Source organism: Mesorhizobium sp. B2-7-2 (genome assembly GCF_006440775.1).
In the GTDB taxonomy this organism is placed as follows: domain Bacteria; phylum Pseudomonadota; class Alphaproteobacteria; order Rhizobiales; family Rhizobiaceae; genus Mesorhizobium.
This window is the reverse complement of sequence record NZ_VFTZ01000002.1, coordinates 381,300-407,477: the sequence shown is the minus strand read 5'-3', so window position 1 is coordinate 407,477 and position 26,178 is coordinate 381,300. Positions and strand designations below refer to the sequence as shown.

Here is a 26,178-nt window from a genome sequence, read left to right as displayed (position 1 = left end):
GAAACTCTAGGCGCGGCGAGAGACCTGCATCGGCAGGCCGCCCTGCGGCTGCGTGGTGAGTTTCTGCACCGGCCAAGGCCGGGTCTGCGATGTCGCGTCGAAGCGGAAGCGCGACAACAGGATCGCCAGGGCGATGATCGCCTCCTGCATGGCGAAGCTTGCGCCGATGCAGACGCGCGGCCCGGCGCCGAAGGGCAGGTACTGGAAGCGGTCGATCCTGTCGCGGTTTTCGGGATGGAAACGCTCCGGCAGGAAGGCGTCCGGCCTGTCCCACAGCTTGCGGTGGCGGTGCACCACCCAAGGCATCACCAGCACGGCGGCGTATTTCGGAATGTATAAGCCGTTCCAGGTCTCCGGTTCGATCGGCTCGCGGTTGATCGAGGGCGCAGGCGGATAGAGCCTGAGCGCCTCCTCGAAAGCGGCGCGGGTGAGCGGCATGGCATCCAGCCACTTGGTCGGATCGGGTTCGCGCGCCAGCACGGCGTCGATCTCCTGCTCGACCTTGTCGCGTTCCCAGGGCGCCCCGGCGAGGCAATAGATCGTCCAGCCCAGCGCCCGCGCGGTCGTCTCATGGCCGGCGCCGATGAAGGTGATGATGTTGTCCTCGACTTCGGCGCGGGTCAGCCCGTCCGGCCCCTCGGCGCGCAGCAGAAGCGTGAGAAAATCCTGCGGCACGCCATCGGGATCGCGCTTCATCCGCTCCTCGCGCATCCTCACCGTGCCGGCGACGATGTTGCGGAAATAGGCCATGGTCTTGCGGCCGCGGATGCGGGTGAAGCGCGGCAGCCATTCCGGCGCGCGCAGCAGGTCGAGCGGATCGACGCGGCCCATCGTCTCGAACAGGCGATCGATCTCCTTGGCGAAGCTGCCGGGCTCGCCGGCGATCTCGCCGGAGAACAGCGTCTCGGCCAGAATGTCATAGGTGAGCAGCGTCATGTCGTGGGCGACATCGGTCGTGCCGCCGGCCTCGTAGCGGGTGACGAACTCCAACGTGTGTCTCAGCATCGGCTCGGCGAAGCCGAAGATGTGGCGCGGCGTGAACACCGGCGCCATCGCCTTGCGCGAGCGCTTCCAGACCTCGCCCTCTGCGGTCAGCAGCCCGTCGCGCAGGATCGGCCGCAGCACCAGCTGGCGCACGGTCGCCATCTTGTAGTTCCTGGCGTTGTCGACCAGCACATGGCGGATGAGGCCCGGATCATTGGCGACCACCAGCGGCCCGCCGACGCCGGTGACCGAAATCCAAGGCTCGTTGTAGGTGTGCTCGCCCCACAATTCGAGCGGATTGCGGTAGATGATGCGCATCATCTCCAGCGTCGAAGGCGGCGTTGTGCGCGGCGTCGGCGCCGGCGGCACGAAAGGGGCGGGCTTGGTGTCCATGTAGCATGCTCCGCTGACAGCCGAATGTAGTGCCCGACGAAGCGGGCGTCCATCTGGCCGAGCAGGTCCGCGACCGTACCCGAATGCGGCTCGCGCTCAGCCAGCTTGCCGGTCCGTCGGCTCGGGGTGAATGAAAGGCTTCTCGCCAAGCCGGCAAAATGGCCGCAAACCTTGGAAAACCAGCCGTTTGCGCCTATATCTAGGACATCAAAACGGCGCGATTCGGGGTGACTTTCCCGTGCCGGATCATCGACATCAATCAGACAGGTATTCATGAGCGACCAGACCGAAAGCGCCATTGGCGTGGAAGCCGAGTACGGCGCCGATTCCATCAAGGTTTTGAAGGGGTTGGATGCCGTGCGCAAGCGTCCAGGCATGTATATCGGCGACACCGATGACGGCTCGGGCCTGCATCACATGGTCTATGAGGTGGTGGACAACGCCATCGACGAGGCGCTGGCGGGTCACGCCGACCTCGTCTCGGTGACGCTCAACCCCGACGGTTCCGTCACCGTGATCGACAATGGCCGCGGCATTCCGACCGACATCCACTCCAGCGAGGGTGTTTCGGCGGCCGAAGTGATCATGACGCAGCTGCATGCCGGCGGCAAATTCGACCAGAACTCCTACAAGGTTTCCGGCGGTCTGCACGGCGTCGGCGTCTCGGTGGTCAACGCGCTTTCCGCATGGCTCAAGCTCAAGATCCGCCGCAACGGCGAAATCTTCGAGATGAGCTTCACGCATGGCAATGCCGACGCGCCGTTGAAGGTGACGGGCACATATGAGCAGAACAAACAGCCCGGCACCTACGAGGGCCGCAGCGGCAGCGAGATCACCTTCTTCCCGTCGGCCGAGACCTTCACCATGGTCGAATTCGACTATGGCACTCTGGAACACCGGCTGCGCGAGCTCGCCTTCCTCAATTCCGGCGTGCGCATCGTGCTCACCGACGCGCGTCATGCCGACCTGGTGCGCCACGAGCTGCATTACGACGGCGGCCTGGAAGAGTTCGTCAAATATCTCGACCGGGTCAAGAAGCCGCTGATCGAAACGCCGATCGCCATCCGCGCCGAGCGCGACGGCATCACCGTGGAAGTCGCGATGTGGTGGAACGACAGCTACCACGAGAACGTGCTGGCCTTCACCAACAACATCCCGCAACGCGACGGCGGCACGCACCTGGCGGGCTTCCGCGCGGCGCTGACCAGGCAGATCACCGGCTATGGCGAATCGTCCGGCCAGACCAAGAAGGAAAAAGTCTCGCTGACCGGCGACGACTGCCGCGAGGGTCTGACCGCGGTGCTCTCGGTCAAGGTGCCGGATCCGAAATTCTCCTCGCAGACCAAGGACAAGCTGGTTTCGTCCGAGGTCCGACCGGTGGTGGAGAGCCTGGTCAACGAGGCGCTGGGCACCTGGCTGGAAGAGCATCCGAGCGAAGGCAGGGTGGTGGTCGAGAAGGTGATCCAGGCGGCGGCCGCGCGCGAGGCCGCGCGCAAGGCGCGCGACATCACCCGCAAGAGCTCGCTCGGCGTCACCTCGCTGCCCGGCAAGCTCGCCGACTGCCAGGAGCGCGATCCGGCGAAGTCGGAAATCTTCATCGTCGAGGGCGACTCGGCCGGCGGCTCGGCCAAGGGCGGGCGCTCGCGCCAGAACCAGGCGATCCTGCCGCTGCGCGGCAAGATCCTCAATGTCGAACGGGCGCGCTTCGACCGCATGCTCTCTTCCGACATGATCGGCACGCTGATCACCGCGCTCGGCACCTCGATCGGCAAGGACGAGTTCAACGCCGACAAGCTGCGCTACCACAAGATCATCCTGATGACGGACGCCGACGTCGACGGCGCCCACATCCGCACGCTGTTGCTCACCTTCTTCTTCCGGCAGATGCCGGAGCTGATCGAGCGCGGCCATCTCTACATCGCCCAGCCGCCGCTCTACAAAGTGACGCGGGGCAAGAGCTCGCAATATCTCAAGGACGAAAGCGCCTATGAGGAATATCTGATCGGGTCCGGACTGGATGAGGCCTCGCTGGTGCTGGCCTCCGGCGAGGTACGGACAGGACAGGACCTGCGCGCCTCGGTCGACGACGCGCTTTCGGTGCGCCAGCTGATCAACGGGCTGCACACGCGCTATAACCGCAGCGTCGTCGAGCAGGCGGCGATCGCCGGCGCGCTCAATCCCGACGTGCTTGCCGATCTCGGCCGCGCCAACGCAATGGCCGAGCGCGTCGCCGGGCGGCTCGACATGATCGCCGAGGAGACCGAGCGCGGCTGGACCGGCAGGCTGTCGACCTCCAATGACGGTTCGGGCGGCTATGTGTTCGAGCGCACCGTGCGCGGCGTGAAGGATGTGGTCCAGCTCGACGCCGGGCTGATCAATTCGGCCGATGCGCGCCAGCTCGACCGCTACGCAGCGCGCCTGGCGGAAGTCTATGGCGAGCAGCCTGCCTTGCGTCGGAAAGAGACCTCGGAACTCCTCTCGGGGCCGCTGGCGCTGCTCAACGCAGTGTTCGCTTCAGGTCGCAAGGGCCTCACCATGCAGCGCTACAAGGGCCTCGGCGAGATGAATGCCGAGCAGCTTTGGGAAACCACGCTGGACCCGAATGTGCGCTCGCTGCTGCAGGTCAAGGTCAACGACGCGACCGACGCGGATTCGCTGTTCTCGCGGCTGATGGGCGACGAGGTGGAACCACGCCGCGAGTTCATCCAGGACAATGCGCTGTCGGTGGCCAATCTGGATATTTGAGCGCGCCTTTACAGGTTCAAAGAGAAAGGCCCGGCAGCTGTCGGACCTTTCTTTTTGATGCCTGCCATGAGGCTCAGTGATCAAACGCCTTGACGATTTCCTCGGTCATCTTCTTGGCGTCGCCCAAGAGCATCATGGTGCCGTCCTTGTAGAACAGCGTGTTGTCGATGCCGGCATAGCCGGAACCGAGCGAGCGCTTGACGAACAGGCAGGTGCGCGCCTTGTCGACGTCGAGGATCGGCATGCCGTAGATCGGCGAGGACTTGTCGTCGCGCGCGGACGGGTTGGTGACGTCGTTGGCGCCGATGACATAGGCGACGTCGGCCTGCGCGAATTCGGAGTTGATGTCCTCCAGCTCGAACACTTCGTCATAGGGCACGTTGGCTTCGGCTAGAAGCACGTTCATGTGGCCGGGCATGCGGCCGGCGACCGGATGGATGGCGTATTTGACCTCGACGCCGGCGGCCTTGAGCTTGTCGGCCATCTCGCGCAGCGCGTGCTGCGCCTGGGCGACCGCCATGCCGTAACCGGGCACGATGATGACTTTCTGGGCGTTCATCATCAGATAGGCGGCGTCGTCGGCCGAGCCCTGCTTGACGGTGCGCTCGATGCCGTCGTCGGCGGCTTGAGCGGTCTCGCCGCCGAAGCCGCCGAGGATGACGGAGATGAAGCTCCGGTTCATGCCCTTGCACATGATGTAGGACAGGATGGCGCCCGACGAGCCCACCAGCGCGCCGGTGATGATCAGCGCCAGATTGCCGAGGGTGAAGCCGAGAGCCGCCGCCGCCCAGCCGGAATAGGAATTCAGCATCGACACCACGACCGGCATGTCGGCGCCGCCGATCGGGATGATCAAGAGCACGCCGAGCACCAGCGAGGCGGCGACGATCAGCCAGAAGACGAGCTTGGATTCGGTGGTGACGAGCAGCACGATCAGCACCACCAGCGCGATACCGAGCGCGATGTTGATCAGGTGGCGGCCGCCGATCATGATCGGCTTTCCGGACATGCGGCCGTCGAGCTTCAGGAAGGCGATGACCGAGCCGGTGAAGGTGATGGCGCCGATGGCGACGCCCAGGCTCATCTCGACAAGCGCTTGGGCGTGGATGTCGCCCGCCGTGCCGATGCCAAAACTTTCCGGCGCGTAGATGGCAGCAGCCGCCACCATGACGGCGGCGAAGCCGACGAGGCTGTGGAAGGCGGCGACCAGCTGCGGCATCGAGGTCATGGCGATGCGGCGCGCGGTAACCGCGCCGATGCCGCCGCCAATGGCGAGACCGAGCACGATAAGGCCGAAGCGGCCGGCCGAAGGCAGCGCCAGCGCCAGCGTTGTGGCTATGGCGATGCCCATGCCGATCATGCCGTAAAGATTGCCCTGGCGGCTGGTGGTCGGGTGCGACAGGCCGCGCAGCGCCAGGATGAACAGGATGCCGGAGACAAGATAGAGGAAGGAAGCGAAGTTGGCGTTCACGTCACTTTTCCTTCTTCTTGTACATGGCGAGCATGCGCTGGGTGACGAGGAAGCCGCCGAAGATATTGACCGAGACCAGCACCAGCGCGACGAAGCCGAAGCCCGCGGCCAGGCCGGAAGCGGCGATGCCGACGGCAAGCAGCGCGCCGACGACGATGACCGAGGAGATGGCGTTGGTGACGGCCATCAGTGGCGTGTGCAGCGCCGGCGTCACCGACCAGACGACATAATAGCCGACGAAGATCGCCAACACGAAGATGGCGAAACGGAAGACGAAGGGATCGATGGCGCCGCCCGACAGCGCATGCGCGGCGTTGCCGGCAGCCTCGCCGGCCGGCGCGTTGGCGAGATCCTGCACCGCAAGGCGGACGGCGGCGGTCGCCTGATCGAGCTGGTCGAGGGCTTTCTGCAGCTGTTCCATCAGGCGGTCCCTTCAGACTTGGACGAGGGCGACTTGGCTGCGGCGGGTTTCTTCGTCGCGGCCTTCTTTGCGGCAGGTTTTGGCGATGCGTCAGCGACCATGATCGTCGCGGGAATGGCCGCCGGCTCGGTGCGCGGCGCCTCGGCCGCCTTGGCGAAGGCAGGATGCACGACCTTGCCGCCATCGGTCAGCATCGTCGCCTTGACCAACTCGTCGTCGCGCTTGATGGCGAGCTGTTTCGCCGCCTTGTCGACCATCGTCTCGAGGAAGGCGTAGAGGTTCTTGGCGTAGAGCAGCGAGGCGGACGCAGCAACACGACCGGGCACGTTGAGATGGCCGACGATCTTGACGCCGTTTTCCGTCGTCACGACCTTGCCGGGCGCCGCACCTTCGACATTGCCGCCGCGCTCGACCGCGAGGTCGACGATCACCGAGCCGGGCTTCATCGAAGCAACCATGGCGGCCGAGATGAGCTTCGGCGCCGGCCGGCCGGGGATCAGCGCGGTGGTGATGACGATGTCCTGCTTGGCGATGTGCTCAGCCGTCAGCGCCGCCTGCTTGGCTTGGTATTCCTTCGACATTTCCTTGGCGTAGCCGCCGGCCGTCTCGGCCGCCTTGAACTCCTCGTCCTCGACCGCCAGGAACTTGGCGCCGAGCGATTGCACCTGCTCCTTCACCGCTGGACGTACGTCTGTAGCGGTGACGATGGCGCCCAGCCGACGCGCGGTGGCGATGGCCTGCAGGCCGGCGACGCCGACGCCCATGACGAAGGCTTTCGCCGCCGGCACTGTGCCCGCCGCCGTCATCATCATCGGCAGCGCGCGGTCATATTCGGCGGCCGCGTCGATCACCGCCTGGTAGCCGGCGAGGTTGGCCTGCGAGGAAAGCACGTCCATCGACTGCGCGCGGGTGATGCGCGGCATGAACTCCATCGAAAAAGCGGTGATGCCGGCCTTGGCCATCGCGGCGACAGCGGCATCGTTGCCGTAAGGATCCATGATGGCGATGACGGCGGCGCCCGGCTTGTAGCCCTTGAGCTCAGCGTCCGTCGGCCGGCGCACTTTCAGCACCACATCGGCCTTTTTGGCGTCGGCCGCCGTTCCGAGCGTGCCGCCGGCAGCAGTGAAATCCTGGTCGGGAATGCGGGAGCCGAGGCCGGCACCCTTCTCGACGATCACGTCGAAGCCGAGACCCGCCAGGCGCTTGACCGTCTCCGGCGAGGCCGCGACGCGCGGCTCGTTCGGGTCAATCTCGCGAGGGATGAATACGATTTGTCCCACCGGATGATCCTTTCGGCTGGAACCTTGACTGCGCAAGGCGTCGGCCGGACGTCCGGCGACGTCGAGGGCAATGGGCTTGGGAAGTCTACCGCAGAATGAGAGTGCCGACGGCCACAATCAGGATGAACAGGATGGTCGCCGAGAAGAAGCCGCCGACGAAGAAGCCGAAGGCCATTGCAATAAGGATGGCGGCACAGAACAGCGAGCCGTATTTGGCAAGACCTAGGAAGCCTTTGTAGGTACGGTCGTGCTCGGCATAGTCCATCTGCGCGCCCAGCTCGACAGGACCGGTCGGCGTGTGATCAGCCATGGAAGTACCCCTTCGAAAATGCCTTCGAGGCACATAGCGAAAAGCCGAACCAAGAGCAATGGCGCTATTGCCGCACAGTCCGCGACAACTGCCTCAAACGAAAGTTGAAATCGAATGCCGCGCTATGTCGCCGCGGCCGGCGCGGGATTTCAGCCCGCGAGGTGGGGGAAAAGGCCGAGCAGGCCGACAACGATCAGGTAAAGCGCGACGATGTAGTTGAGGAGCCGAGGCATCACCAGGATCAGCACGCCGGCGATCAGCGAGATCAGCGGCGTCAGCGCGAGCGAGTGGATGGTCATGCGGGATCCTTTCCTATGACAGGCGCGATCGCCTGGGCAGACCGGGCTGCGACGTTGATAACGGCGCAGCCGGTGAAAGGTTCATGGCCTGCGTTCAGGCCGCAGTGCGATAGTATTTCGCCGTCGGCAGAATGGTGAGGGGCGTCAGCCGGTTGATGGCCGGATTGCCGAACATCATCCGCTGCTCCATCGGCGTCGAATTGTAGAACGGGAACCGTTCGAGCGTGCGGCGCATATTCTCGCCGGCAGGGATTTCGAACAGCGCGATCGGAGCGAGAACGCCCGGGAACTGCTTGGCTTCGCTCCTCTGCACGGCATTGAAGAACCGGGCATAGAAATGAGAATGCTCGACCTTGACCGGGGTCAAAACCGAGTCCTGGCCAAAGTAGTTGGAGGCCACCATGGCGATCCTGAGCGTCAGGAAAGGCAGAACGCCAGGCGCCGGCGCGGCATCGGGATCGGTTGCGAAGCGGGTGCCGTCGATGAAGGTTTCCCCCCGAGCGAGGCGCGGGAGCAACACTTCCGGATAGGCGTCCACCGAAGGCGAGTATGGCTGTTCACTGGAAATATAGTGAAAGCGCAATGTGCTGACCAATTCGCCGTAACAATAGACGCCGAAGCGGTAGGAATTGGGAAGATTATCCCAGCGATCCTCGAACATCCCGCTGGCGATCGGACCGCACATGCCTGATTTGAGGTAGGACTGATAGCGCAGCCGGTAGATCGCTTCCAGATCCTCGCCCCCGGTGATGAGGCGATATTCGACATGCTCCAGGAGCTGCATCATCGTTCGGTTGAGCAGGGAGTCAGCCTTTGAGCTGGCGCCAGCCGACGCGTCCTTAGCCGCAGCTTCCATTATTGTCCGTCCTCGAATTCCGCCTGTGAACAAGCTATTCGAGTTGAAATGAGACACAAGCTGAAAATGCAAGATCGCTGATTTACCGTCTGTTAACCTTAATAGCTGCGATCGCTTCATCGATCTTGCACGCGAAAGGCAAATACCGCAGCCAGCAGCTGTCTGATCCGACCTGACGGCGGCCATCAAGGTAAATCCGGATTCAGAGCTTGGAAGCGTCAGACATCACAGAATTATACTACGCCGGAGCGGCTATCGTTTCAGGAGACGCATATCAGCTCCGGCGTAGCAAACCGGTCTCCATTTCTTCTGGAATTGCTTTCCATTTCAGTGCAATTCCAGACGGAAGACCACCTCGCACTTTTCCTGGAATTGTTCTTTGCTTGACGCAATTCCAGACGGAAAACCGCTTCGCACTTTTCCTGGAATTGCTTCTTAGCTGGCTGTCCTTTTGCCGGCGATGTGCAGATCCGCGGCAAACGGCCATGTGACGCTCGACATCGTCTCGATGCCCGACGCGCTGAGCGCGGCGCCGAAGAGAAAGCCCTGCACGAAGTCCGGCTTGACCAAATGAACTAGCGTCTTCAGCTGCTCGAAGGTCTCGACCCCTTCGATGGTGACCGAAAGACCCAACGTCCGGGACAAGCTGACGATGCCCTTCAGAAGATCGAGCGACTGCCGGTTCTGGTTCACATCGACCAGGAACGAGCGATCGATCTTGATCTTGTCGAGCGGCAGCTTGTGGAGATAGCTCAGACTGGAGTAGCCGGTGCCGAAATCGTCAAGCGCGATGCGCGCGCCGAGCGCCTTCAGTTCCTCGATCGACTCGCGCGTCAGCGACTTGTCGTCCAGCAATGCGGTCTCGGTGACCTCGATTTCGAGCCGATGCGCCGCAAGGCCCGACTTGGCCAAGGCGTCGCTGACCTTCTGGACGATATCGCGATTGCGGAAGTCCTTGGCCGATAGATTGACCGACACACTGGTCTGCGCCGGCCATTTGGCACATTCGGCGCAAGCGGCCTCCAGCACGAAAGTGCTGATGTCGGAAACGATGCCCATCTCCTCGGCGAGCGGGATGAAGACGCTGGGCGAGATCGGGCCGAGATCGGGATGGTCCCAGCGGCAGAGCGCTTCGCAGCTGGCGATGCGCATGGTGCTGACAGCCACGATCGGCTGGTAGACGACGCGCAATTCCCTGGCCTGCACGGCATTGCGCAGGTCGGCTTTCATCAGCTGGCGATTGCGGAAGGCCGCATCCATGGCCGCCTCGAACAGCCGCCAGCTGTTCTTGCCGAGTTCCTTGGCCTTGTAGAGGGCAAGGTCCGCCTTGACGATCATGGCGTCCGCGTCGGTGTCCTTGACCCTGGAAAGCACCGCGCCGCCGCTGGTCTGGATGCGCAACCCGTGGCCGGCGACGTCCACCTCGCCCTGCAGGTCCGCGAAAATCTGGTCGAGCAGGGTGCTGAGATGGCTCTCGTCCTCGACGCGGTCGAAGAAGATCATGAACTCGTCGCCGCCGAAGCGGCTGACAGTGATGCCCGGTCCGGCGACCGCCGCGAGGCGCTCGGCCACGGCGTAGATCAGCCCGTCGCCGACCGGATGGCCGAGCGTGTCGTTGACGCTCTTGAAGTCGTCGAGATCGAGTACCGCGAGGCCGCATAGCCGGTCCTGGTCGCCGGAGGCCATCGCCTCGCCGACCAGCTCGTGGAAATAGGCGCGGTTCGGCAGCCCGGTCAAATTGTCGTAGCGCGCCATGAAGCGGATCTTTTCCTCCGCCTCGACGCGGGCCGTCACGTCCTCGAAGGTGATGACGCCCAGCTCCTGGCTGCCTTCGCGGGCGGAGAATTCGTAGTGCTGGCCATTGGCCAGCGAAACGAGCACCTTGCGGTCGCGACCTTCGCGCAAGGCGCGCGTCAGCTGCGCCTCGATGTAGCGGCAGTCTTTCGGCGCCAGCATGCCGCCGGCGACGCCGCGCATCAAAAGACCGTGGATCGAGCGTCCAAGCAAGGCATCGCCCGATTTCAGCGACATCAGGTGGGCGGCTTCGGCATTGGCCACCACGACACGCCCGTCGGGTCCCAGCATGACCAGGCCATGCGACATGGTGTTGAGCGCGCGATCGAACCGGCGCGTCAGATTCCTGGCCTGCTTGTGGCCGATAACGGCAGAGAAGAGCACGTTGCGGACATGGTCGGCGCTGTTGATGGTGATGAATGTCAGCGGGATGATCATCAGGCCGAGCAGGACCGACGGGAAGTCCATGCGCAGCAGAAGCCCGAGCGCCGCCGGTCCGATGAAGGTCACGGAGAAAATCCGCACCATCTGCGGGGAGCCGTAGTTGCGGCCGACGACCGTGACCAGGGTCGCGATCGTCAGCGACGTCGCGGCCAGCTCGGCGAAGGGATCGGGGTAAACGTAGATCGATATGAAGCACAGCGAACCCAGGCCCAGGCCCTGCAGGCTGCCCTTGAGGATATAAATGCGCTCCCACCGCTTGGCCTCTTCGACATTGGCTATAGTGCCACCCGCCTTCAGAAAGGCGCGAATGCCGAAGTAACGGAAAAGGCTGATGGAGAGCAGGCCGAAAGAAAAGCCCACAAACAGTGGATTGTGCGTCCGCCAATAGATCATGAATCCGAGGATCCAGTAGCAAACGCCACCGATCACCAGCATGTGGGCGTTGTCGAACAACGACCGCACAAACTGGATGTAAACATCCGCCGGGATGTTCTCGGTCTTTGTTCTACCCATGCCGTTGGCCCAACACTACGCCTTTGTCATGCCACACCTGCCTTAAGAAAGGCTTAGAACGGCGCCCGGCCACGGTTGCACGGAGTTGCGACACGTGGGAGAGACAGGGAAATTCAGGGGTTTGGCGCGGCGTCAACGCGCCGGCGCGATCATTCCGCCGCCCGAAGCGCAGGCTCGGCGGGGGCTTGCTTCAAACGCTCGATCAAGCGCGAGCGCTCGCCCGCCGCCTTGTCGGCGCTGGCCTGCCGGACATGGCCGTAGCCGCGGATAAGTGCCGGCACGGAGGCCAGGGCTGTCGCGGCTTCCATCCTGCCCGGCGCCAGCGCGCCGGCAATCAGGTCGAGATCGGCCTCGTACTCTTTCAGCGACTGCCGCTCGATGCGCCGCTCGGCCGTGTAGCCGAAAAGGTCGAAGGCGGTTCCACGCAGGCCCCTCATCGCCGCCAGCAGCCGAAAGCCTTTCATCATCCACGGGCCGAAGCTTGATTTGCGGGGCTTGCCGTCATTGCCGCGCCGCCCGAGGATCGGCGGCGCGAGATGGAACTCGAGCTTGTCGTAGCTCTGGAACTGCTTGGCGAGGTCGGCGGCGAAAGTGCCGTCGGTGTAAAGCCGCGCCACCTCATATTCGTCCTTGATCGCCATCAGCTTGAAGAGGTTCCTGGCGACGGCCTCGGTCACCGCGGTCGAGCCTGGCACGGCCTTGGCCTCGGCTGCGCGCAAGGTTGCCACACGGTCGGAGTAACGCTTGGCATAGGCGGCGTTCTGATAGGCGGTAAGGAAGGCGACACGGCGGGCGATGACATCGTCCAGCGTCTCGGCCGGTCGGGAAGCCGGCTTGCCCGTCTGGCTGACCAGGCCGCGCACGAAATCGGGCTGATGCGCGGCGCGGCGGCCCCAGCGGAAGGCCGCGACGTTCATCGGCACAGCTTCGCCGTTCAATTCTATCGCCTTTTCAATGGCTTCGGCGGAAAGCGGCAGTCCGCCGTGTTGGAAGGCGAAGCCGAGCATGAACATGTTGGCGCCCAGCGAATTGCCGAACAAGGCCGTCGCCGTGCGGGTGGCGTCGAAGAAATGCGCCTTGTCGTCGCCGGCAGCCGCCCGGATCGCCTTCTTCAGCCGCTCGACCGGCAGCGAGAAGTCGGCGGACCGGGTGAATTCGCCGGGCATGATCTCGGCGGTGTTGGCGAGGAAGATCGTGTGGCCCTCGCGCACCGCGCCCAGCACCTTCTTGGCGCCGGAGACGACGAGATCGCAGCCGAGCACAAGGTCGGCCTTGCCCGCCGAAACGCGGATGGCGTGGATGCCCTCGGGCGTCGGGGCGATGCGGACATGGGTGAAGACCGAGCCGCCCTTCTGGGCGAGGCCGGCCATGTCGATCATGCCGCAGCCCTTGCCTTCGAGATGCGCGGCCATGCCGAGCACCGCGCCGACAGTGACGACGCCGGTGCCGCCGACCCCGTCGATGATCGCCGCCCAGCCCTGGGTGTCCATGTGGAATTCAGCCGGCGCGGGCACGCCGTCGAGAGGATCGGCCTTGCCGGCAATGCCTTCGGCCTTCCTGATCTTGCCGCCATGCACGGTGACGAAGGACGGGCAAAAGCCGTTGAGGCAGGAGAAATCCTTGTTGCAGCTCGACTGGTCGATCCGGCGCTTGCGGCCGTATTCGGTCTCGACCGGCTGGATCGAGACGCAGTTCGACTGCACGCCGCAATCGCCGCAGCCTTCGCAGACCAGTTCGTTGATAAAGACGCGCTTGTCCGGATCGGGGAAGGTGCCGCGCTTGCGGCGCCGGCGTTTCTCGGCGGCGCAGGTCTGATCGTAGATGAGAACGGAAACGCCTTTGAGCCCACGCAACTCGCGCTGGACGAGATCGAGGTCGTCACGGTGATGGATGCTGACGCCGGCCGGGAAATCGGCCTTGCCGGCATATTTGTCGGGCTCGTCGGTGACGACGGCGATGCGCTCGACACCCTCGGCGCGCACTTGTCTCGCGACCATGTCGACAGTCAGGCCGCCCTCATGCGGCTGGCCTCCGGTCATGGCGACGGCGTCGTTGTAGAGTATCTTGTAGGTGATGTTGGCGCCGGAGGAGAGCGCGAAGCGGATCGCCAGCACGCCGGAATGGTTGTAGGTGCCGTCGCCCAGATTCTGGAAGATGTGGTCGCGCTTCGAGAACGGCGCCTGTCCGACCCATTGCGCGCCCTCGCCGCCCATGGCGGTGAAGCCGACCGTATTCCTGTCCATCCACAGCGCCATGAAATGACAGCCGATGCCGGCGGCGGCGATCGAGCCGTCCGGAACCTTGGTCGAGGAATTGTGCGGGCAGCCGGAGCAGAAGAAAGGCGTGCGCGAGCCGATATCGACGGTGTCGGCGAGCATCGCCTGGAACTGGCGCAGCTTCGCCAGCCGCGCTGCGATCTCTTCCGACGGACCGATGGTGCGCAGAATTCGTTCGCCGAGCGCGATGGCGATCTCGTTCGGATCGAGCGCGCCCTTGGCCGGAAACAGCCAGTCGCCGCGCTCGTCCTTCTTGCCGACGATCACCGGCTGCGTGGCGGTGCCGTAGAGGTTCTCGCGCAGCTGCACCTCGATCAAAGAGCGCTTTTCCTCGACGACGACGATAGTGTCGAGGCCGCGGGCGAACTCGGCGATGTGCTGGAAATCGAGCGGCCACGGGCAGCCGACCTTGAACAGGCGGATGCCGATGCGGTTGGCGGCCTGTTCGTCGATGCCGATATCCTCCAGCGCCTGGCTGACATCGAGATAGCTCTTGCCGATGGTGATGACGCCGAGCTTGGGGTTGCGGCCGCCGGAATAGACGATGCGGTTGAGACTATTGGCCTGGATGAAGGCGGAAGCGGCGGCGCGCTTGTACTCGTGCAGCCGCTCTTCCTGGCCGAGCATGTCGATCTCGTGGCGGATGTTGAGGCCGCCCGGCGGCATGTCGAATTCGGGAATGACGATGCCCAGACGCTCGATCGAGGCGTCGACCGAGGCCGTCGATTCGATGTTGTCCTTGACGCATTTGATCGCCGCCCAGGTGCCGGCGAAGCGCGACATGGCAAAGCCGTAGAGACCGTAGTCGATGATCTCCTGGACGCCGGCCGGGTTGAGGATCGGCACCATGGTGTCGACGAACAGAAATTCGGTGGCATGCGCGTTGGTCGAGGATTCGGCCATGTGGTCATCGCCCATCAGGGCAAGCACGCCGCCATGCTTGGACGAGCCGGCAAGATTGGCGTGGCGGAAGACGTCGCCGGAACGGTCGACGCCCGGCCCCTTGCCGTACCAGACCGAAAAGACGCCGTCATGCGTGCCCTCGCCTAGCAATTCGGTCTGCTGAGAACCCCAGCAGGCGGTGGCGGCGAGTTCCTCGTTGAGGCCGGGCTGGAAGACGATGTCGGCAGCCGCAAGCTGCTTCTTGGCCCGCCAGAGCTGCATGTCGAGGCCGCCCAAAGGCGAGCCGCGATAGCCGGAGACGAAGCCCGCCGTGTTGAGGCCCGCGCGGCGGTCGCGCTCGCGCTGCATCAGAAGCATGCGCACGACCGCCTGCGCGCCGGACAGGAAGACGCGCTCCTTGCCAAGGTCGAACTTGTCGTCGAGCGCGACGTCGTGCAGCGTCATCAGGTATTTCCTCTGCGGAGGCGGCGCAAATCAGGCAGCCAACGTCGGAGTGGGACGCCGCAGTCTTTCTTCCCTTGGCGGAGAGGTCAAACAAAATCGCAGCAGCCAGATAACACGCAACAAACGGTCTGGCGAGTGGCCGACGGCGCATGCAAGACCGCGCTAACCGCCTCGCGAAGAACAAAAATTTCGTGAGCGCTGGGCGTTTCAGGTCGCTTTCGAGCAATCCGGCTTCTGCTCGTCAGGCAGCCTGCCGTCGGGATGGCCGGCAAGGTCCGGGTTGAGCTCGTATTTCGGCCCGATCACCAGCGGCCGGTCCGGCAGCATGGTCTGATCCTCTGACGAGGTCATGGTGGTGTCGATGCTTTGCAGCAATGTGCCGCTCGCATCCTGGATGCGGATCGAGACTTTGTAAGGCTTGTCCTTGACCACGCAGGAGAGCGGCGGACTGGTGAGCGTGATATGGGGCAGCTTCGGCCAGATCTTCTGGTTGACGACGAGCGGCTCGCCGCCGGCCGGGTTCTGGAAGCTCACCACCGCGACCTGGCCGTCGACCATCGGGCGCAGCGGCTTCAGGGTGATGACATAGGTGGCGATGGCCAGCCGGTAATTGAACTCGAACAGCTTGCCGGAGATGGCGAAGAGTTGCTCCTTGCCGGTGTCGCGGCAGGCGCCAAGGGCGAATGCAGCGATCAAGGCGGCGCCGACCAGAGCCGAACGCGACAATTTCCTAAGCATTGCTGACCTCCCTCGCCCCTGTACGGCGGCGGTAATAGCGGTTTGCCTTCTGGCGGTTGCCGCAAACCGCCATGTCGCACCAGAGGCGGCTGGCGTTGCGGCTGCGGTCGACGAACAGCCAACTGCAATTGGGACAGATCCTCAGCCTCGCCACCGTTTCGTCGCGCAGCAGCGACAGCGCCGAGACGGCCAAAGCCGCCTCGAAGGCAATCGGCGTTTGCGGATCGCCGAAAGGCTGGCCCGGCACCCCGATCTCGGTCGCGCTGCCGGACAGCCCGCCGGCGCAGGCCGTGAGGAAATCCGGCAAATGGCTGGTCGCGATCGCGCCGTTCGATACGGCATGGCGAAACAGGCGGTCGGTCGCTTCACGAATCGAGACGACGGCCGGCTTTATCTCGCCCGGCTCCGGCGCCTGCAGCCTCCGGCCGCCGAGCTCGGCCGCCCGAAAGCCGCTCGCCGCCTCGGCGAAGCGGGCGATCTCGGCCGGGTCGTCAAAACGGTCAAAGGACTTTTGCGGATCGTTGCGCAGCACGACGGTGTTCGCCGTGTCGAGCGCAAGGATGCCGCCGGTGAAGCGGTGCGGGGTCCAGGAAACCGTCATGACAGAAATCTAACCGATAAAACGCATTTGACAAGTTAGATTCCGAGTGCAACGGTCCGGCGGGGTCGCGTCATACGACCTGTAGGATATCGCATGCTCTATTTCTTCCAGCAGGTGCTGAACGGGCTGCATTCGGGCGCGCTCTATGCGCTGCTTGCCTTCGGCTATGTGCTGACCAACGGCATCCTGCATCGTACCAACCTGGCTTACGGCGCGCTGTTCGCCTTCTGCGGCCAGACGATGATCCTGACCGCCGCCTTCGGCTATCAGGCGCTGTGGCTGACGCTGGCCGCCGCGGTAATGCTCGGCGTCGCCGCCGCCGTGCTTTATGCCGCGCTGATCAGCCATGTCCTGTCGCGCAGCGTTTTCGAGAGGCTCGCCGACCGCTCGCCCAATGCCATCGTGGTGACGACGCTCGGCATTCTCATCTTCCTGTCGGAAGCGAGCCGCATCGCCGCCGACACGCATGACCTGTGGCTGCCGCCGATGCTCGCCAACCCCGTCATCTTTGCCCAGGGTGACGGCTTCAAGGTGACGCTCACCGTCATCCAGCTGCTCGATTGCGCTAGTATCATCGCGGTGGTGGCGCTGGCGGCCTGGCTATTCTCGCATTCGCATTTCGGCCGCGCCTGGCGCGCCGTCTCCGACGACCCGAAAGCGGCGGCAATGTGCGGCATCGACGTCACCGCCGTGTTCCGCCGCGCCGTGCTGTTCAGCGGCTTTTGCGCCGCCCTGGCCGGCGTGCTTGCCGGTCTCTATTACGGCAATGTCAGCTTCGGCACCGGGCTGGTCTACGGCCTCAAGATCCTGTTCGTGACGGCGGTCGGCGGCTATCTGTCGCCGCTCAAGGCGGCGCTTGGCGCCGCGGCCTTCGGCATGGCGGAATCGCTTTGGGCCGGCTATTTCCCGCTCGAATGGCGCGACGCCTGGATCTATCTCTTCCTCGTCGCGATGCTGGTGCTGATCGGCGCCGGGCGCGACCAGGCCAAGATCGCCTGAGCTCCCAGACTTTGGTTGCATGACGTGGCGTCATGCGGCGCCATTCCGCCTCTGCGCGGCTCCCGATCTGTTTGCCGTCGCTTTGTCATGTTGACCTGCCGGACCACGCACTGCATATCGTTAGGCCAAGCGGCGCGACACCGGAGGGGGAATCGGGCGCGCTGTCGGTACCAGGGAGGACTGTGCATGGCAGGGCTGCTCGCTCTATCCAGGACGATCGACCGCATCAACGAGTTCATCGGCCGCTGGGTCTCGTGGCTGATCCTGCTCGCGATCCTGGTGAGCGCCGGCAATGCCGTCATCCGCAAGGTGTTCGACATCTCCTCCAACGCCTGGCTGGAGTTGCAGTGGTACCTGTTCGGCGCCGCATTCATGCTGGCCGCCGCCTACACGCTGAAACAGAACGACCATATCCGCATCGACATCGTCTACGGCATGTTCCCGCGCCGCGTGCAGCACTGGATCGACCTTTTCGGCCATCTCTTTTTCCTGATGCCGTTCGTGGTGCTGATGGTGATCTATTTCGTGCCTTACGTGTCGCTTTCCTTCCGCAGCGGCGAGATGTCGACCAATGCCGGCGGCCTGATCGTGTGGCCGGCCAAGGCCATCCTGCTGGTCGGCTTCTTCCTGCTCGCGCTGCAAGGGGTTTCCGAAATCATCAAGAAGATCGCCATCATGCGCGGCGACATGGACGATCCCACTCCTTTCATCTCGGCCCATGAGCAGGCCGAGCTCGAGGCCAAGGCGCTGGCCGAGGAAGCCAAGGCGCTCGCGGGCGAGGTGCGCTCGTGATCGAATTCATCGCGCAGAACATGGCGCCGATCATGTTCGCCTCGCTGGTCCTCTTCCTGTTGATCGGCTACCCCGTAGCCTTCTCACTCGCCGCCAACGGGCTGATGTTCTTCTTCATCGGTGTCGTGCTGTCGCCCTATTCCGGCGGGTCGATCAACCTTGCCTGGCCGCTGCTGCATGCGCTTCCCGACAATTTCTACGGCACCAGGGTGATGTCCAACGACACGCTGTTGGCGATACCGTTCTTCACCTTCATGGGTATCGTGCTGGAGCGCTCCGGCATGGCCGAGGACCTGCTCGACACGATCGGACAGCTGTTCGGGCCGATCCGCGGCGGCCTTGCCTATGCGGTGATCTTCGTCGGCGCGCTGCTTGCCGCAACGACCGGCGTGGTGGCCGCTTCGGTCATCGCCATGGGCCTGATCTCGCTGCCGATCATGTTGCGCTACGGCTACGACCGGCGCGTGGCCTCGGGCGTTATCGCCGCCTCCGGCACGCTGGCGCAGATCATCCCGCCGTCGCTGGTGCTGATCGTGCTGGCCGACCAGCTGGGACGCTCGGTCGGCGACATGTATGCCGGCGCGTTGATCCCCGGCCTCGTGCTCACCGGCATCTACATGCTCTACATCCTGATCATGTCGATCGTCCGGCCGAACTCGATGCCGGCACTGCCGCTCGAGGCGCGTACGCTCGGCCACGGCGTGATATCTCTGCTGGCGGCACTTGTGGTGACGGGCGCGATTTCCTACGCGGCCTATCGCTACCTTGCGCCGACCCACGGCGACAATGCCGACATCCTCGGCTTCGCCGTCGGCGTCATCGTCATCTATGTCGTCGCCATCCTCGATCAGCGGCTCCGTATCAACATGATGTCGAAGCTGGCGCAGCAGGTGGTGATCGTGCTGATCCCGCCGCTGGCGCTGATCTTCCTGGTGCTGGGCACGATCTTCCTCGGCATCGCCACGCCGACCGAAGGCGGCGCCATGGGCGCCGTCGGCGCGCTCATCATGGCGGCAATGAAGGGCCGCCTGACGATGGACGTCATCAACCAGGCGCTGGCCTCGACGACCCGGCTTTCCGCCTTCGTGCTGTTCATCCTGATCGGCGCGCGCGTCTTTTCGCTGACCTTCTATGGCGTCAACGGCCATATCTGGGTCGAGCACTTGCTGACCTCGCTGCCCGGCGGCGAGACCGGCTTCCTGATCGGCGTCAACATCCTGGTCTTCGTGCTTGCCTTCTTCCTCGATTTTTTCGAGCTCGCCTTCATCATCGTGCCGCTGCTGGCGCCGGCCGCCGACAAGCTCGGCATCGACCTGATCTGGTTCGGCGTGCTGCTCGGCGTCAACATGCAGACCAGCTTCATGCATCCGCCCTTCGGCTTCGCGCTGTTCTACCTGCGCTCGGTCGCGGCCCGAGTGCCCTACCTCGACAGGATCACCGGCAAGCAGATTGCGCCGATCAGCACCGGGCAGATCTATTGGGGCGCTGTGCCGTTCGTCCTGATCCAGGTGATCATGATCGCGCTGACCATCGCCTTCCCGCAGATGGTCATGCGCTACAAGGGCGCCGCGGTGGAGCCCAGCACCATGGACCTCAGGCTGCCCGACATGCCTTCGCTGTCGCCGCTCGGCACGCCCCCGGCGAACAACAATGGAGCTGCGCCGGCCAATGGTGGCGCTCCGGCGGCACCCGGCACGCCCGACCTTTCGCAACCACCCAAATTCAACTGAGGTGAACCGCGTCATGAGAGCCGTGCGGCTGGAAGCGGCAGGTAAGATCGGGTTGCGCGAGGTCGCAAAACCCGTTGCCGGGCCTGAGGACGTTCTGGTGCGCATCGAGGCCTGCGGCGTCTGCGGCACCGACCGCACCTCTTCCATGGCGAGTTTCCCTGCACGCCGCCGGTGACGCTCGGCCATGAATTCTCCGGCATCGTCGAAGCTGTCGGCGAGGCGGTGTCCGGCATTGCCATCGGCGACCGCGTCACCGGCGATCCGAACATTGCCTGCGGGCGCTGCGCCCATTGCCATGCCGGCCGCGTCAATCTCTGCAGCAATCTGCGCGCCATCGGCATCCACCGCGACGGCGGCTTCGCCGACTATGTGCTGATGCCGCAAAGCCAAGCCTTCCGGCTGCCCGCAAACCTCAAGCCGACGCATGGCGCCTTCTGCGAGCCGCTCGCCTGCTGCCTGCACGGCGTCGACCTGGGCGCGATCCGGCCGGGGGCTTCCGTCGTGGTGCTGGGCGGCGGCGTCATCGGCCTGCTCGTCGTGCAGCTGGCCAAGCTCGCGGGCGCGGCGACTATCATTCTGTCGACCCGGCAGGCTTCGCGTCGCGCGCTCGCCGAGGAACTCGGCGCGACCGCGACGATCGACCCAAGCGCCGGCGACCCGATCGCGGCCGTCGCCGGGCGGAACGGCCTGGCGCCCGGCGGCGTCGACGTGGTGCTGGAATGCGCCGGCGTCCGCGACACGGTGGAGCAGTCGATGAGCATGGCAAAGGCGGGCGGCACGGTGGTGATCGTCGGCGTCGCGCCGCAAGGCATGAAGGTGGAAATCGAGCCGTTCGATCTCTTGTTTCGCGAACTGAAGGTGCTCGGCTCCTTCCTCAACCCGTTCACGCATGGCCGGGCGGCTCAGCTGATCGCCTCCGGCGCGATCGAGGTCGACCGGCTGATCACGAGGCAGGTCAGCCTGCAGGAAGCGCCGCAGGTGATCGCCGGCCCTCCGGCGCCGGGCGAGGTCAAGGTGCTGGTGGTGCCGGGCCGCGGTTAAGCGCGGATTGCGGTGCTTTAGTCGACGGGCTGCTCGAAGACAACGTCGAGAATAATCATCGCCGAGTTGAGCTCGGTGGCAGCAGTATGGATCACGCGCTTTACGCGGTACAAATCCTGACTCAGCGCGCCCCGGTCGTCGCGCTTGCCGTCACGTGAAAAACCAACAAATTCACCCTCTCTCGGTACTTCACCAAAGGTAAAAACAGGCAGCACGCCAGCTCCGACTCTCGGGTCGTCGCCGATGATCTTGATGTAGCAGCTTATCGCCATAACGTCCCACGCTTGCCAGCCGGTGTTGTCCTAGTGCTCCAAACAGCTTGAGATGGGAAGAACCTCGGTCGATAGACCGAGGTTCTTGAGTAAGGTGCGCCAGGACCGCCTACAGCTTGCCGTTGCGCTGCTGCACCATCATGAAGGTGTCGTAGTTGTATTCGGCGACCTGGGCCCAGAGATAGTGCTCCTTGCGGAACGCCTTGATCGATTCCCAGATCTTCTTGAACGGCGCGTTGTTGGATTCCATCTCGGCGTATACTTCATTTGCCTTCTCGAAGCAGGCGGCCATGATCTCCTGGCTGAACGGCGCCAGCTTGGCACCGTTCGACACCAGCCGCTTCACCGCCGCCGGATTGAGATAGTCGTACTTCTGCAGCATGTTGGCATCCGCCGCTTGCGCGGCGGTATGCACCAGCGACTTGTAGGCCGGCGAAAGCTCTTCGTATTTGGCCTTGTTGAACATCAGATGCACGGTCGGGCCGCCTTCCCACCAGCCGGGATAGTAGTAGTAGGGCGCGACCTTATAGAAGCCGAGCTTCTCGTCGTCATAGGGGCCGACCCATTCGGCCGCGTCGATGGTGCCCTTCTCCAGCGCCGGATAGATGTCGCCGCCGGCGATCTGCTGCGGCACGACGCCGAGCTTCTGCACAACTTTGCCGGCAAAGCCGCCGATGCGCATCTTGAGGCCCGAGAGATCGGCCACCGTGTTGATCTGCTTGCGGAACCAGCCGCCCATCTGAACGCCGGTATTGCCGCCCGGCAGGCCGAACAGCCCTTGCGTGGCGAGGAACTCGTTGAACAGGTCGATGCCGCCGCCATGATAGTGCCAGGCATTCATACCGCGCGCGTTGAGCGAGAAGGGCACTGCGGCACCGAGCGCCCAGGTCGGGTCCTTGCCCCAGTAATAGTATGCGACCGTATGGCAGGCCTCGACCGTGCCGGCGGTGGTGGCGTCCGCAGCCTGCAGGCCGGGCACGAGCTCACCGGAGGCGAAGACCTGGACCTGGAAATTGCCGTCGGTCGCCTCCGACAGCATTTTTGAGAAGACTTCCGCGCCGCCATAGATCGTGTCGAGCGATTTCGGGAAGGACGATGCCAGTCTCCACGTCACTTTCGGATTGGACTGGGCTATTGCCGGCGTGGCAAGCGCTGCGGCCGCAGCTGCAGCACCGACACCGGACGCACCGGCCTTACGAATGAAAGAACGACGATCCATTAAGTTTCCTCCCTTGGGATCAGCTGACCGACGTCAGGGCATCCTCGTTGCCCGCATCGGTTGGGGAAGAAACATACACAGGCAAAGAGTCGAGTCCAGCGTTGCGGGCAAGGGTTGCCGCCATTCCGGCGCCGCGTGCAACTATAGTCTAACGAGCCTGCCGCTGGCCCATGCAAGGCAGCGAAACTTACCATGGCAAACTGCCTTCAGATCGCCTATTTTGTAGGCAGATTAACTCCTTAGCTCTCGAAGGAAGCCAAACCCAAAATGCAGCAGCCGCTCGTCGCAGTGTCATCCGACGTCCGCCAGTTCGACAACTACACCTGGCACGCGGCACCTCAGCAGTATCTGGAAGCGGCGGTAGCAGGCGCCGGCGTGTTTCCGCTGCTGGTGCCGTCCTTCGGCGACCGGCTCGATCTCGACGAATTGCTGTCGTCGGTCGACGGCGTCATGGTGACGGGCTCGAAGTCCAACGTGCATCCCTCGCTCTATGGCGGCGATCCCAGCGAGGCCAACGGCCCCTACGATCCGGCGCGCGACGCAACCACGCTGCCGCTGATCCGCAAGGCGATCGAGCGCGGCGTGCCGTTGCTTGCCATCTGCCGCGGCATCCAGGAGCTGAACGTTGCGCTCGGCGGCACGCTGGGCACCGAGATCCAGGAGCGCGATGGCTCGCTCGACCACCGCGCGCCGGTGAGCGACAATCAGGACGAGCGCTTCGGTATCCACCAGACGATCTCGATCAAGCCCGGAAGCTGCCTTGCCGGCGTGTTCGGCGCCGGCGAAATCAAGGTGAATTCGCTGCATCGCCAGGGAATCGACCGGCTTGGCTCCAGACTCCAGGTCGAGGCCTTGGCCGCCGACGGCACGATCGAAGCGGTCTCGGTCAAGGATGCCCGCGCCTTCGCCGTCGGCGTGCAATGGCACCCCGAATACTGGGTGAAGTCGGACAGCAATTCCGCCAAGATTTTTCGCGCGTTCGGCGATGCGGTGCGCCTGCATGCGGCCGCGAAAACAGGTGCCCGCGCCGCGGCAGAATAAGCCTGGACAGTTCCGCGGCTATTCGCTCGTGCTCAGCGCCAGAAGCGGCGCGGCCGGCGCGTAGGATTCGTAGCCGTCGCCATCGGCAACGCCGAAGGTGACGATCGGATCGACGCCGTCCTCACTGAAAGCGACCGAGCCATCCGCCTGCTCGCGCCAGAATTTCGCGTGCTCGATGCCAGGCATCAGCTTGCGGCAGCTCGGGGCGACGGAAAGCAACGACAGGCCCTCCGAGACTTCGGCGCCGCGGTGGATGGCGCAGGCCGCTTCATCGCCATTGGCGGTCAGCCGGTAAGCGTTTGTCGGGATGACTTCGGTGACCTCGCTCTGGCCGTTGCCGCCATGCAGGAACTGAACGCCCCCGAACAACGCTACCGATGCTACCAAGCCAGCGAATAGCTTCACCCTGCCTCTCCGCACATAACCAAGTATGCAGAATGATTCCAAAGGGTTAAGTGGGCGTTAATAAATGTGGCGACGCGTGCGGATTGGAGCAATTTCCACGACGGCTTTCCGTCCGGAATTGCACCAAAGCAAAGAGGCAGGCGGTTTGCCGTTTCCGTGAATTCGCCGTTTCCCTGAAACGGTGAAACGCCTCAGGCGCGCGCCTTGACGTTGAGCGTCTCCGGCACCGGCGTCAGCGGCCGGCGCTCGGTGAACCAGGCGACGAGATTGTCGACGCACAGATCGGCCATGGCGCGGCGGGTGTGAACCGACGCCGAGCCGACATGCGGCAGAAGCGAGGCGTTGGGAGCGTCGAGCAGGGACTGCGGCACGTTCGGCTCGTCGGCAAAGACGTCGAGCCCAGCGGCAGCGATGGCGCCGCTTTCGAGGGCGGTGGTGAGCGCTGCCTCATCCACCGTCGAGCCGCGGCCGATATTGACGAAGACGCCGTTCGAACCCAGCGCCGACAAGACCTCGGCATTGACCGCTTTCTCGGTGGAGGCGCCGCCCGGGGCAATGCAGATCAGCGTGTCGACGGCTTCGGCAAGCCCCTTCAAAGTGGCATGATATTCGTAAGCCAGGCCTTCGACCTTGCGGCGGTTGTGATAGGCGATCGGCAGGCCAAAGGCTTCAAGGCGACGGGCGACCGCCCGGCCGATGCGGCCCATGCCGAAGATACCGACGCGGCGGCCGCACAATGTAAGCCGGCTCAGGCGATAATTGCCCTTCGTCACCCAGTCGCCGTCGCGCAGCCATTTCTCGGCGGCGTAGAGCTCGCGCACGGTGTTGATCAGAAGGCCGATGGCGGTGTCGGCGACCTCCTCGGTCAAGACATCGGGCGTGTTGGTGACCATGACGCCGCGCTTGGCCGCGTGAGCGGCGTCGACAGAATCATAGCCGACGCCGAAGCTGGCGATGATCTCAAGATTGGGCAGCGCATCGATCATCGCCGCCTCGATGCCTGCATAGGAGGCGATGCCACGCACCGTGGCGCGGATCTCGTCCGTAACCAAAGAGGGATCGGCGCGTTCGATCCGCACACACTTGAACGCCTCGTCGATGCGGCCGAGGGCATGGCCGTTGAAATCGCCCGGCACAAGGATGGCGACCGGCAATTTTCCTTCGGCCTTGCTCATGCACGCTCCACCGGCTTGCCGGTCGACTGCCGCACATGCAGTTCCGGCTTGATCAGCTCCTGCGAGGGCCGCACTGCCTGTCCGTTCAATTTGTCGAGCAGGGCGCTGGCGGCGCGGCGGCCGACCTCGCGCTGGCCGTTCCAGACCGTGGTCAGGGCCGGTGTCGCGATTGCCGCCTCCTCGAGATCGTCATAGCCGGTGACCGAGATGTCGACGCCCGGCACGAGGCCGGCGCGCGCGATGCCGTTCATCAACCCGATCGCGACCAGATCGTTCCAGCAGCAGGCAGCGGTGGGCCTGTCCTTCAGCGCCAGAAATTGTCCCGAGGCCTCGAAACCCGCCTGCTTGGTGCGCGGCCCGGGAATGCGCCAGGACGGCTTCACCTCCAGGCCGGCCGCCTCCATCGCGTTGAGATAGCCCTGGTAGCGGTCGCGGCCGGTCGAGGTCTGGTCGGTGCCGCCGACCATGGCGATGCGCTTGTGGCCGAGCGAGATCAGATGATTGGTGGCGAGCGCCGTGCCATAGGCATCGTCGCCGCGGAACACCGGCACATCGGCGCCGGCAACGGTGCGCGCGATCAGCACTGCCGGCAGGCCGTTTTCCTCGGCCATGATGATGTCCTCGGCCGGCGTGCCGATGGCCGGCGACATGATGACGCCGTCGGCGCCGAGCTGCAGCAGCGTGTCGATGAAGGTGCGCTGCTTTTCCAGCTGGTCGTAGTGGTTTGACAGGATGAAGGTTTGGCGGCTGCGGTCGAGCTCGCTTTCGATCGAGCGCAGTATCTCGGCGAAGAACGGGTTCATGATGTCGTGCACGACGACGCCGACGATGCCGGAGCGCGAGGTGCGCAGCGAGGCGGCGCGGCGGTTGTAGATATAGCCGATGGCGCGGGCGTGCTCCTTGATGCGCTCGCGCGTCGTGCCGGCGACCAGCGGGCTGTCGCGCAGCGCCAGCGACACCGTTGCCGTGGAGACGCCGAGCGCATCCGCGATCGTCGAAAGCTTGATCTTCTGTGCCAGTGCCCTTCGCTCC

General features: G+C 64.2%; 21 protein-coding genes and 1 pseudogene. 6 read left to right on the top strand and 16 right to left on the bottom strand.

Annotated elements, in window-relative coordinates; translation table 11 throughout:
* Window positions 1-6 precede the first annotated feature (6 nt).
* On the bottom strand, window positions 7-1,377 hold the full coding sequence (locus tag FJ425_RS04730) for a cytochrome P450 (RefSeq protein WP_140722103.1): 1,371 nt from the start codon (window positions 1,375-1,377) through the stop codon (window positions 7-9).
* 273 nt (window positions 1,378-1,650) lie between these two features.
* Between FJ425_RS04730 and gyrB the strand changes: the two genes are divergently transcribed.
* A complete protein-coding gene (gyrB, locus tag FJ425_RS04725) occupies window positions 1,651-4,122 on the top strand; it encodes a DNA topoisomerase (ATP-hydrolyzing) subunit B (protein WP_140628760.1) in 2,472 nt (823 codons plus the stop codon).
* A gap of 73 nt (window positions 4,123-4,195) precedes the next feature.
* Here the strand turns inward: gyrB and FJ425_RS04720 are convergent, their stop codons facing one another.
* From FJ425_RS04720 to FJ425_RS04675, 10 genes are all read right to left on the bottom strand, one after another.
* Window positions 4,196-5,593, bottom strand: a complete 1,398-nt coding sequence (locus FJ425_RS04720) for an NAD(P)(+) transhydrogenase (Re/Si-specific) subunit beta (protein ID WP_140628757.1) — start codon at window positions 5,591-5,593, stop codon at window positions 4,196-4,198.
* 1 nt (window position 5,594) lies between these two features.
* Entirely contained in the window at window positions 5,595-6,014 is a 420-nt protein-coding gene (locus FJ425_RS04715; protein ID WP_140545871.1) for an NAD(P) transhydrogenase subunit alpha, read from the bottom strand.
* Window positions 6,014-7,294, bottom strand: coding sequence for a Re/Si-specific NAD(P)(+) transhydrogenase subunit alpha (locus tag FJ425_RS04710; protein ID WP_140628754.1), 1,281 nt, complete (start codon window positions 7,292-7,294; stop codon window positions 6,014-6,016). The genes FJ425_RS04715 and FJ425_RS04710 overlap by 1 nt, the downstream gene beginning before the upstream one ends.
* An 85-nt stretch (window positions 7,295-7,379) precedes the next feature.
* Window positions 7,380-7,604, bottom strand: coding sequence for an aa3-type cytochrome c oxidase subunit IV (locus FJ425_RS04705; RefSeq protein ID WP_140628751.1), 225 nt, complete (start codon window positions 7,602-7,604; stop codon window positions 7,380-7,382).
* 149 nt (window positions 7,605-7,753) lie between these two features.
* Window positions 7,754-7,903 (bottom strand): DUF3096 domain-containing protein, encoded by a 150-nt coding sequence (locus FJ425_RS04700; protein WP_023729728.1) that lies wholly within the window; start codon window positions 7,901-7,903, stop codon window positions 7,754-7,756.
* A 94-nt stretch (window positions 7,904-7,997) separates the two neighbouring features.
* Window positions 7,998-8,945 carry a hypothetical protein gene (locus tag FJ425_RS04695; RefSeq protein WP_246673218.1) on the bottom strand — a complete coding sequence of 316 codons (948 nt, stop codon included), beginning with the start codon at window positions 8,943-8,945 and terminating at the stop codon, window positions 7,998-8,000.
* A 249-nt stretch (window positions 8,946-9,194) separates the two neighbouring features.
* Window positions 9,195-11,510 (bottom strand): EAL domain-containing protein, encoded by a 2,316-nt coding sequence (locus tag FJ425_RS04690; RefSeq protein ID WP_140545868.1) that lies wholly within the window; start codon window positions 11,508-11,510, stop codon window positions 9,195-9,197.
* Between the two features lie 149 nt (window positions 11,511-11,659).
* The gene (locus FJ425_RS04685; protein ID WP_140722101.1) at window positions 11,660-15,133 is read right to left on the bottom strand and encodes an indolepyruvate ferredoxin oxidoreductase family protein; all 3,474 of its coding nucleotides are present in this window, start codon (window positions 15,131-15,133) and stop codon (window positions 11,660-11,662) included.
* A gap of 207 nt (window positions 15,134-15,340) precedes the next feature.
* Window positions 15,341-15,871 carry a hypothetical protein gene (locus FJ425_RS04680; protein ID WP_140545866.1) on the bottom strand — a complete coding sequence of 177 codons (531 nt, stop codon included), beginning with the start codon at window positions 15,869-15,871 and terminating at the stop codon, window positions 15,341-15,343.
* Window positions 15,864-16,472 (bottom strand): CGNR zinc finger domain-containing protein, encoded by a 609-nt coding sequence (locus FJ425_RS04675; RefSeq protein WP_140545865.1) that lies wholly within the window; start codon window positions 16,470-16,472, stop codon window positions 15,864-15,866. The genes FJ425_RS04680 and FJ425_RS04675 overlap by 8 nt, the downstream gene beginning before the upstream one ends.
* Window positions 16,473-16,565: 93 nt before the next feature.
* Here FJ425_RS04675 and FJ425_RS04670 point away from each other — a divergent pair, with 93 nt between their 5' ends.
* From FJ425_RS04670 to FJ425_RS04655, 4 genes and pseudogenes are all read left to right on the top strand, one after another.
* Complete coding sequence (locus tag FJ425_RS04670; protein WP_140628745.1) at window positions 16,566-17,471, top strand: branched-chain amino acid ABC transporter permease; 906 nt, start codon at window positions 16,566-16,568, stop codon at window positions 17,469-17,471.
* A 186-nt stretch (window positions 17,472-17,657) separates the two neighbouring features.
* Window positions 17,658-18,263, top strand: coding sequence for a TRAP transporter small permease subunit (locus FJ425_RS04665; protein ID WP_140628742.1), 606 nt, complete (start codon window positions 17,658-17,660; stop codon window positions 18,261-18,263).
* On the top strand, window positions 18,263-19,993 hold the full coding sequence (locus tag FJ425_RS04660) for a TRAP transporter large permease subunit (protein ID WP_140629719.1): 1,731 nt from the start codon (window positions 18,263-18,265) through the stop codon (window positions 19,991-19,993). Before FJ425_RS04665 ends, FJ425_RS04660 begins: the two co-directional genes overlap by 1 nt.
* 13 nt (window positions 19,994-20,006) lie before the next feature.
* Window positions 20,007-21,034: pseudogene (locus FJ425_RS04655) on the top strand (zinc-dependent alcohol dehydrogenase family protein).
* 17 nt (window positions 21,035-21,051) lie between these two features.
* Here FJ425_RS04655 and FJ425_RS04650 read toward each other — a convergent pair.
* Window positions 21,052-21,306, bottom strand: coding sequence for a hypothetical protein (locus FJ425_RS04650; protein ID WP_140545860.1), 255 nt, complete (start codon window positions 21,304-21,306; stop codon window positions 21,052-21,054).
* Between the two features lie 109 nt (window positions 21,307-21,415).
* Window positions 21,416-22,525, bottom strand: coding sequence for a TRAP transporter substrate-binding protein (locus FJ425_RS04645; RefSeq protein WP_095769385.1), 1,110 nt, complete (start codon window positions 22,523-22,525; stop codon window positions 21,416-21,418).
* Between the two features lie 267 nt (window positions 22,526-22,792).
* Between FJ425_RS04645 and FJ425_RS04640 the strand changes: the two genes are divergently transcribed.
* Entirely contained in the window at window positions 22,793-23,566 is a 774-nt protein-coding gene (locus tag FJ425_RS04640; protein ID WP_140628739.1) for a gamma-glutamyl-gamma-aminobutyrate hydrolase family protein, read from the top strand.
* A gap of 18 nt (window positions 23,567-23,584) precedes the next feature.
* Here the strand turns inward: FJ425_RS04640 and FJ425_RS04635 are convergent, their stop codons facing one another.
* The 3 genes from FJ425_RS04635 to FJ425_RS04625 form a co-directional block, all read right to left on the bottom strand.
* Window positions 23,585-23,971 (bottom strand): hypothetical protein, encoded by a 387-nt coding sequence (locus FJ425_RS04635; protein ID WP_140628736.1) that lies wholly within the window; start codon window positions 23,969-23,971, stop codon window positions 23,585-23,587.
* 191 nt (window positions 23,972-24,162) lie between these two features.
* Complete coding sequence (locus FJ425_RS04630; protein ID WP_140628733.1) at window positions 24,163-25,146, bottom strand: 2-hydroxyacid dehydrogenase; 984 nt, start codon at window positions 25,144-25,146, stop codon at window positions 24,163-24,165.
* A complete protein-coding gene (locus FJ425_RS04625) occupies window positions 25,143-26,165 on the bottom strand; it encodes a LacI family DNA-binding transcriptional regulator (RefSeq protein WP_095769389.1) in 1,023 nt (340 codons plus the stop codon). The genes FJ425_RS04630 and FJ425_RS04625 overlap by 4 nt, the downstream gene beginning before the upstream one ends.
* Window positions 26,166-26,178 lie beyond the last annotated feature (13 nt).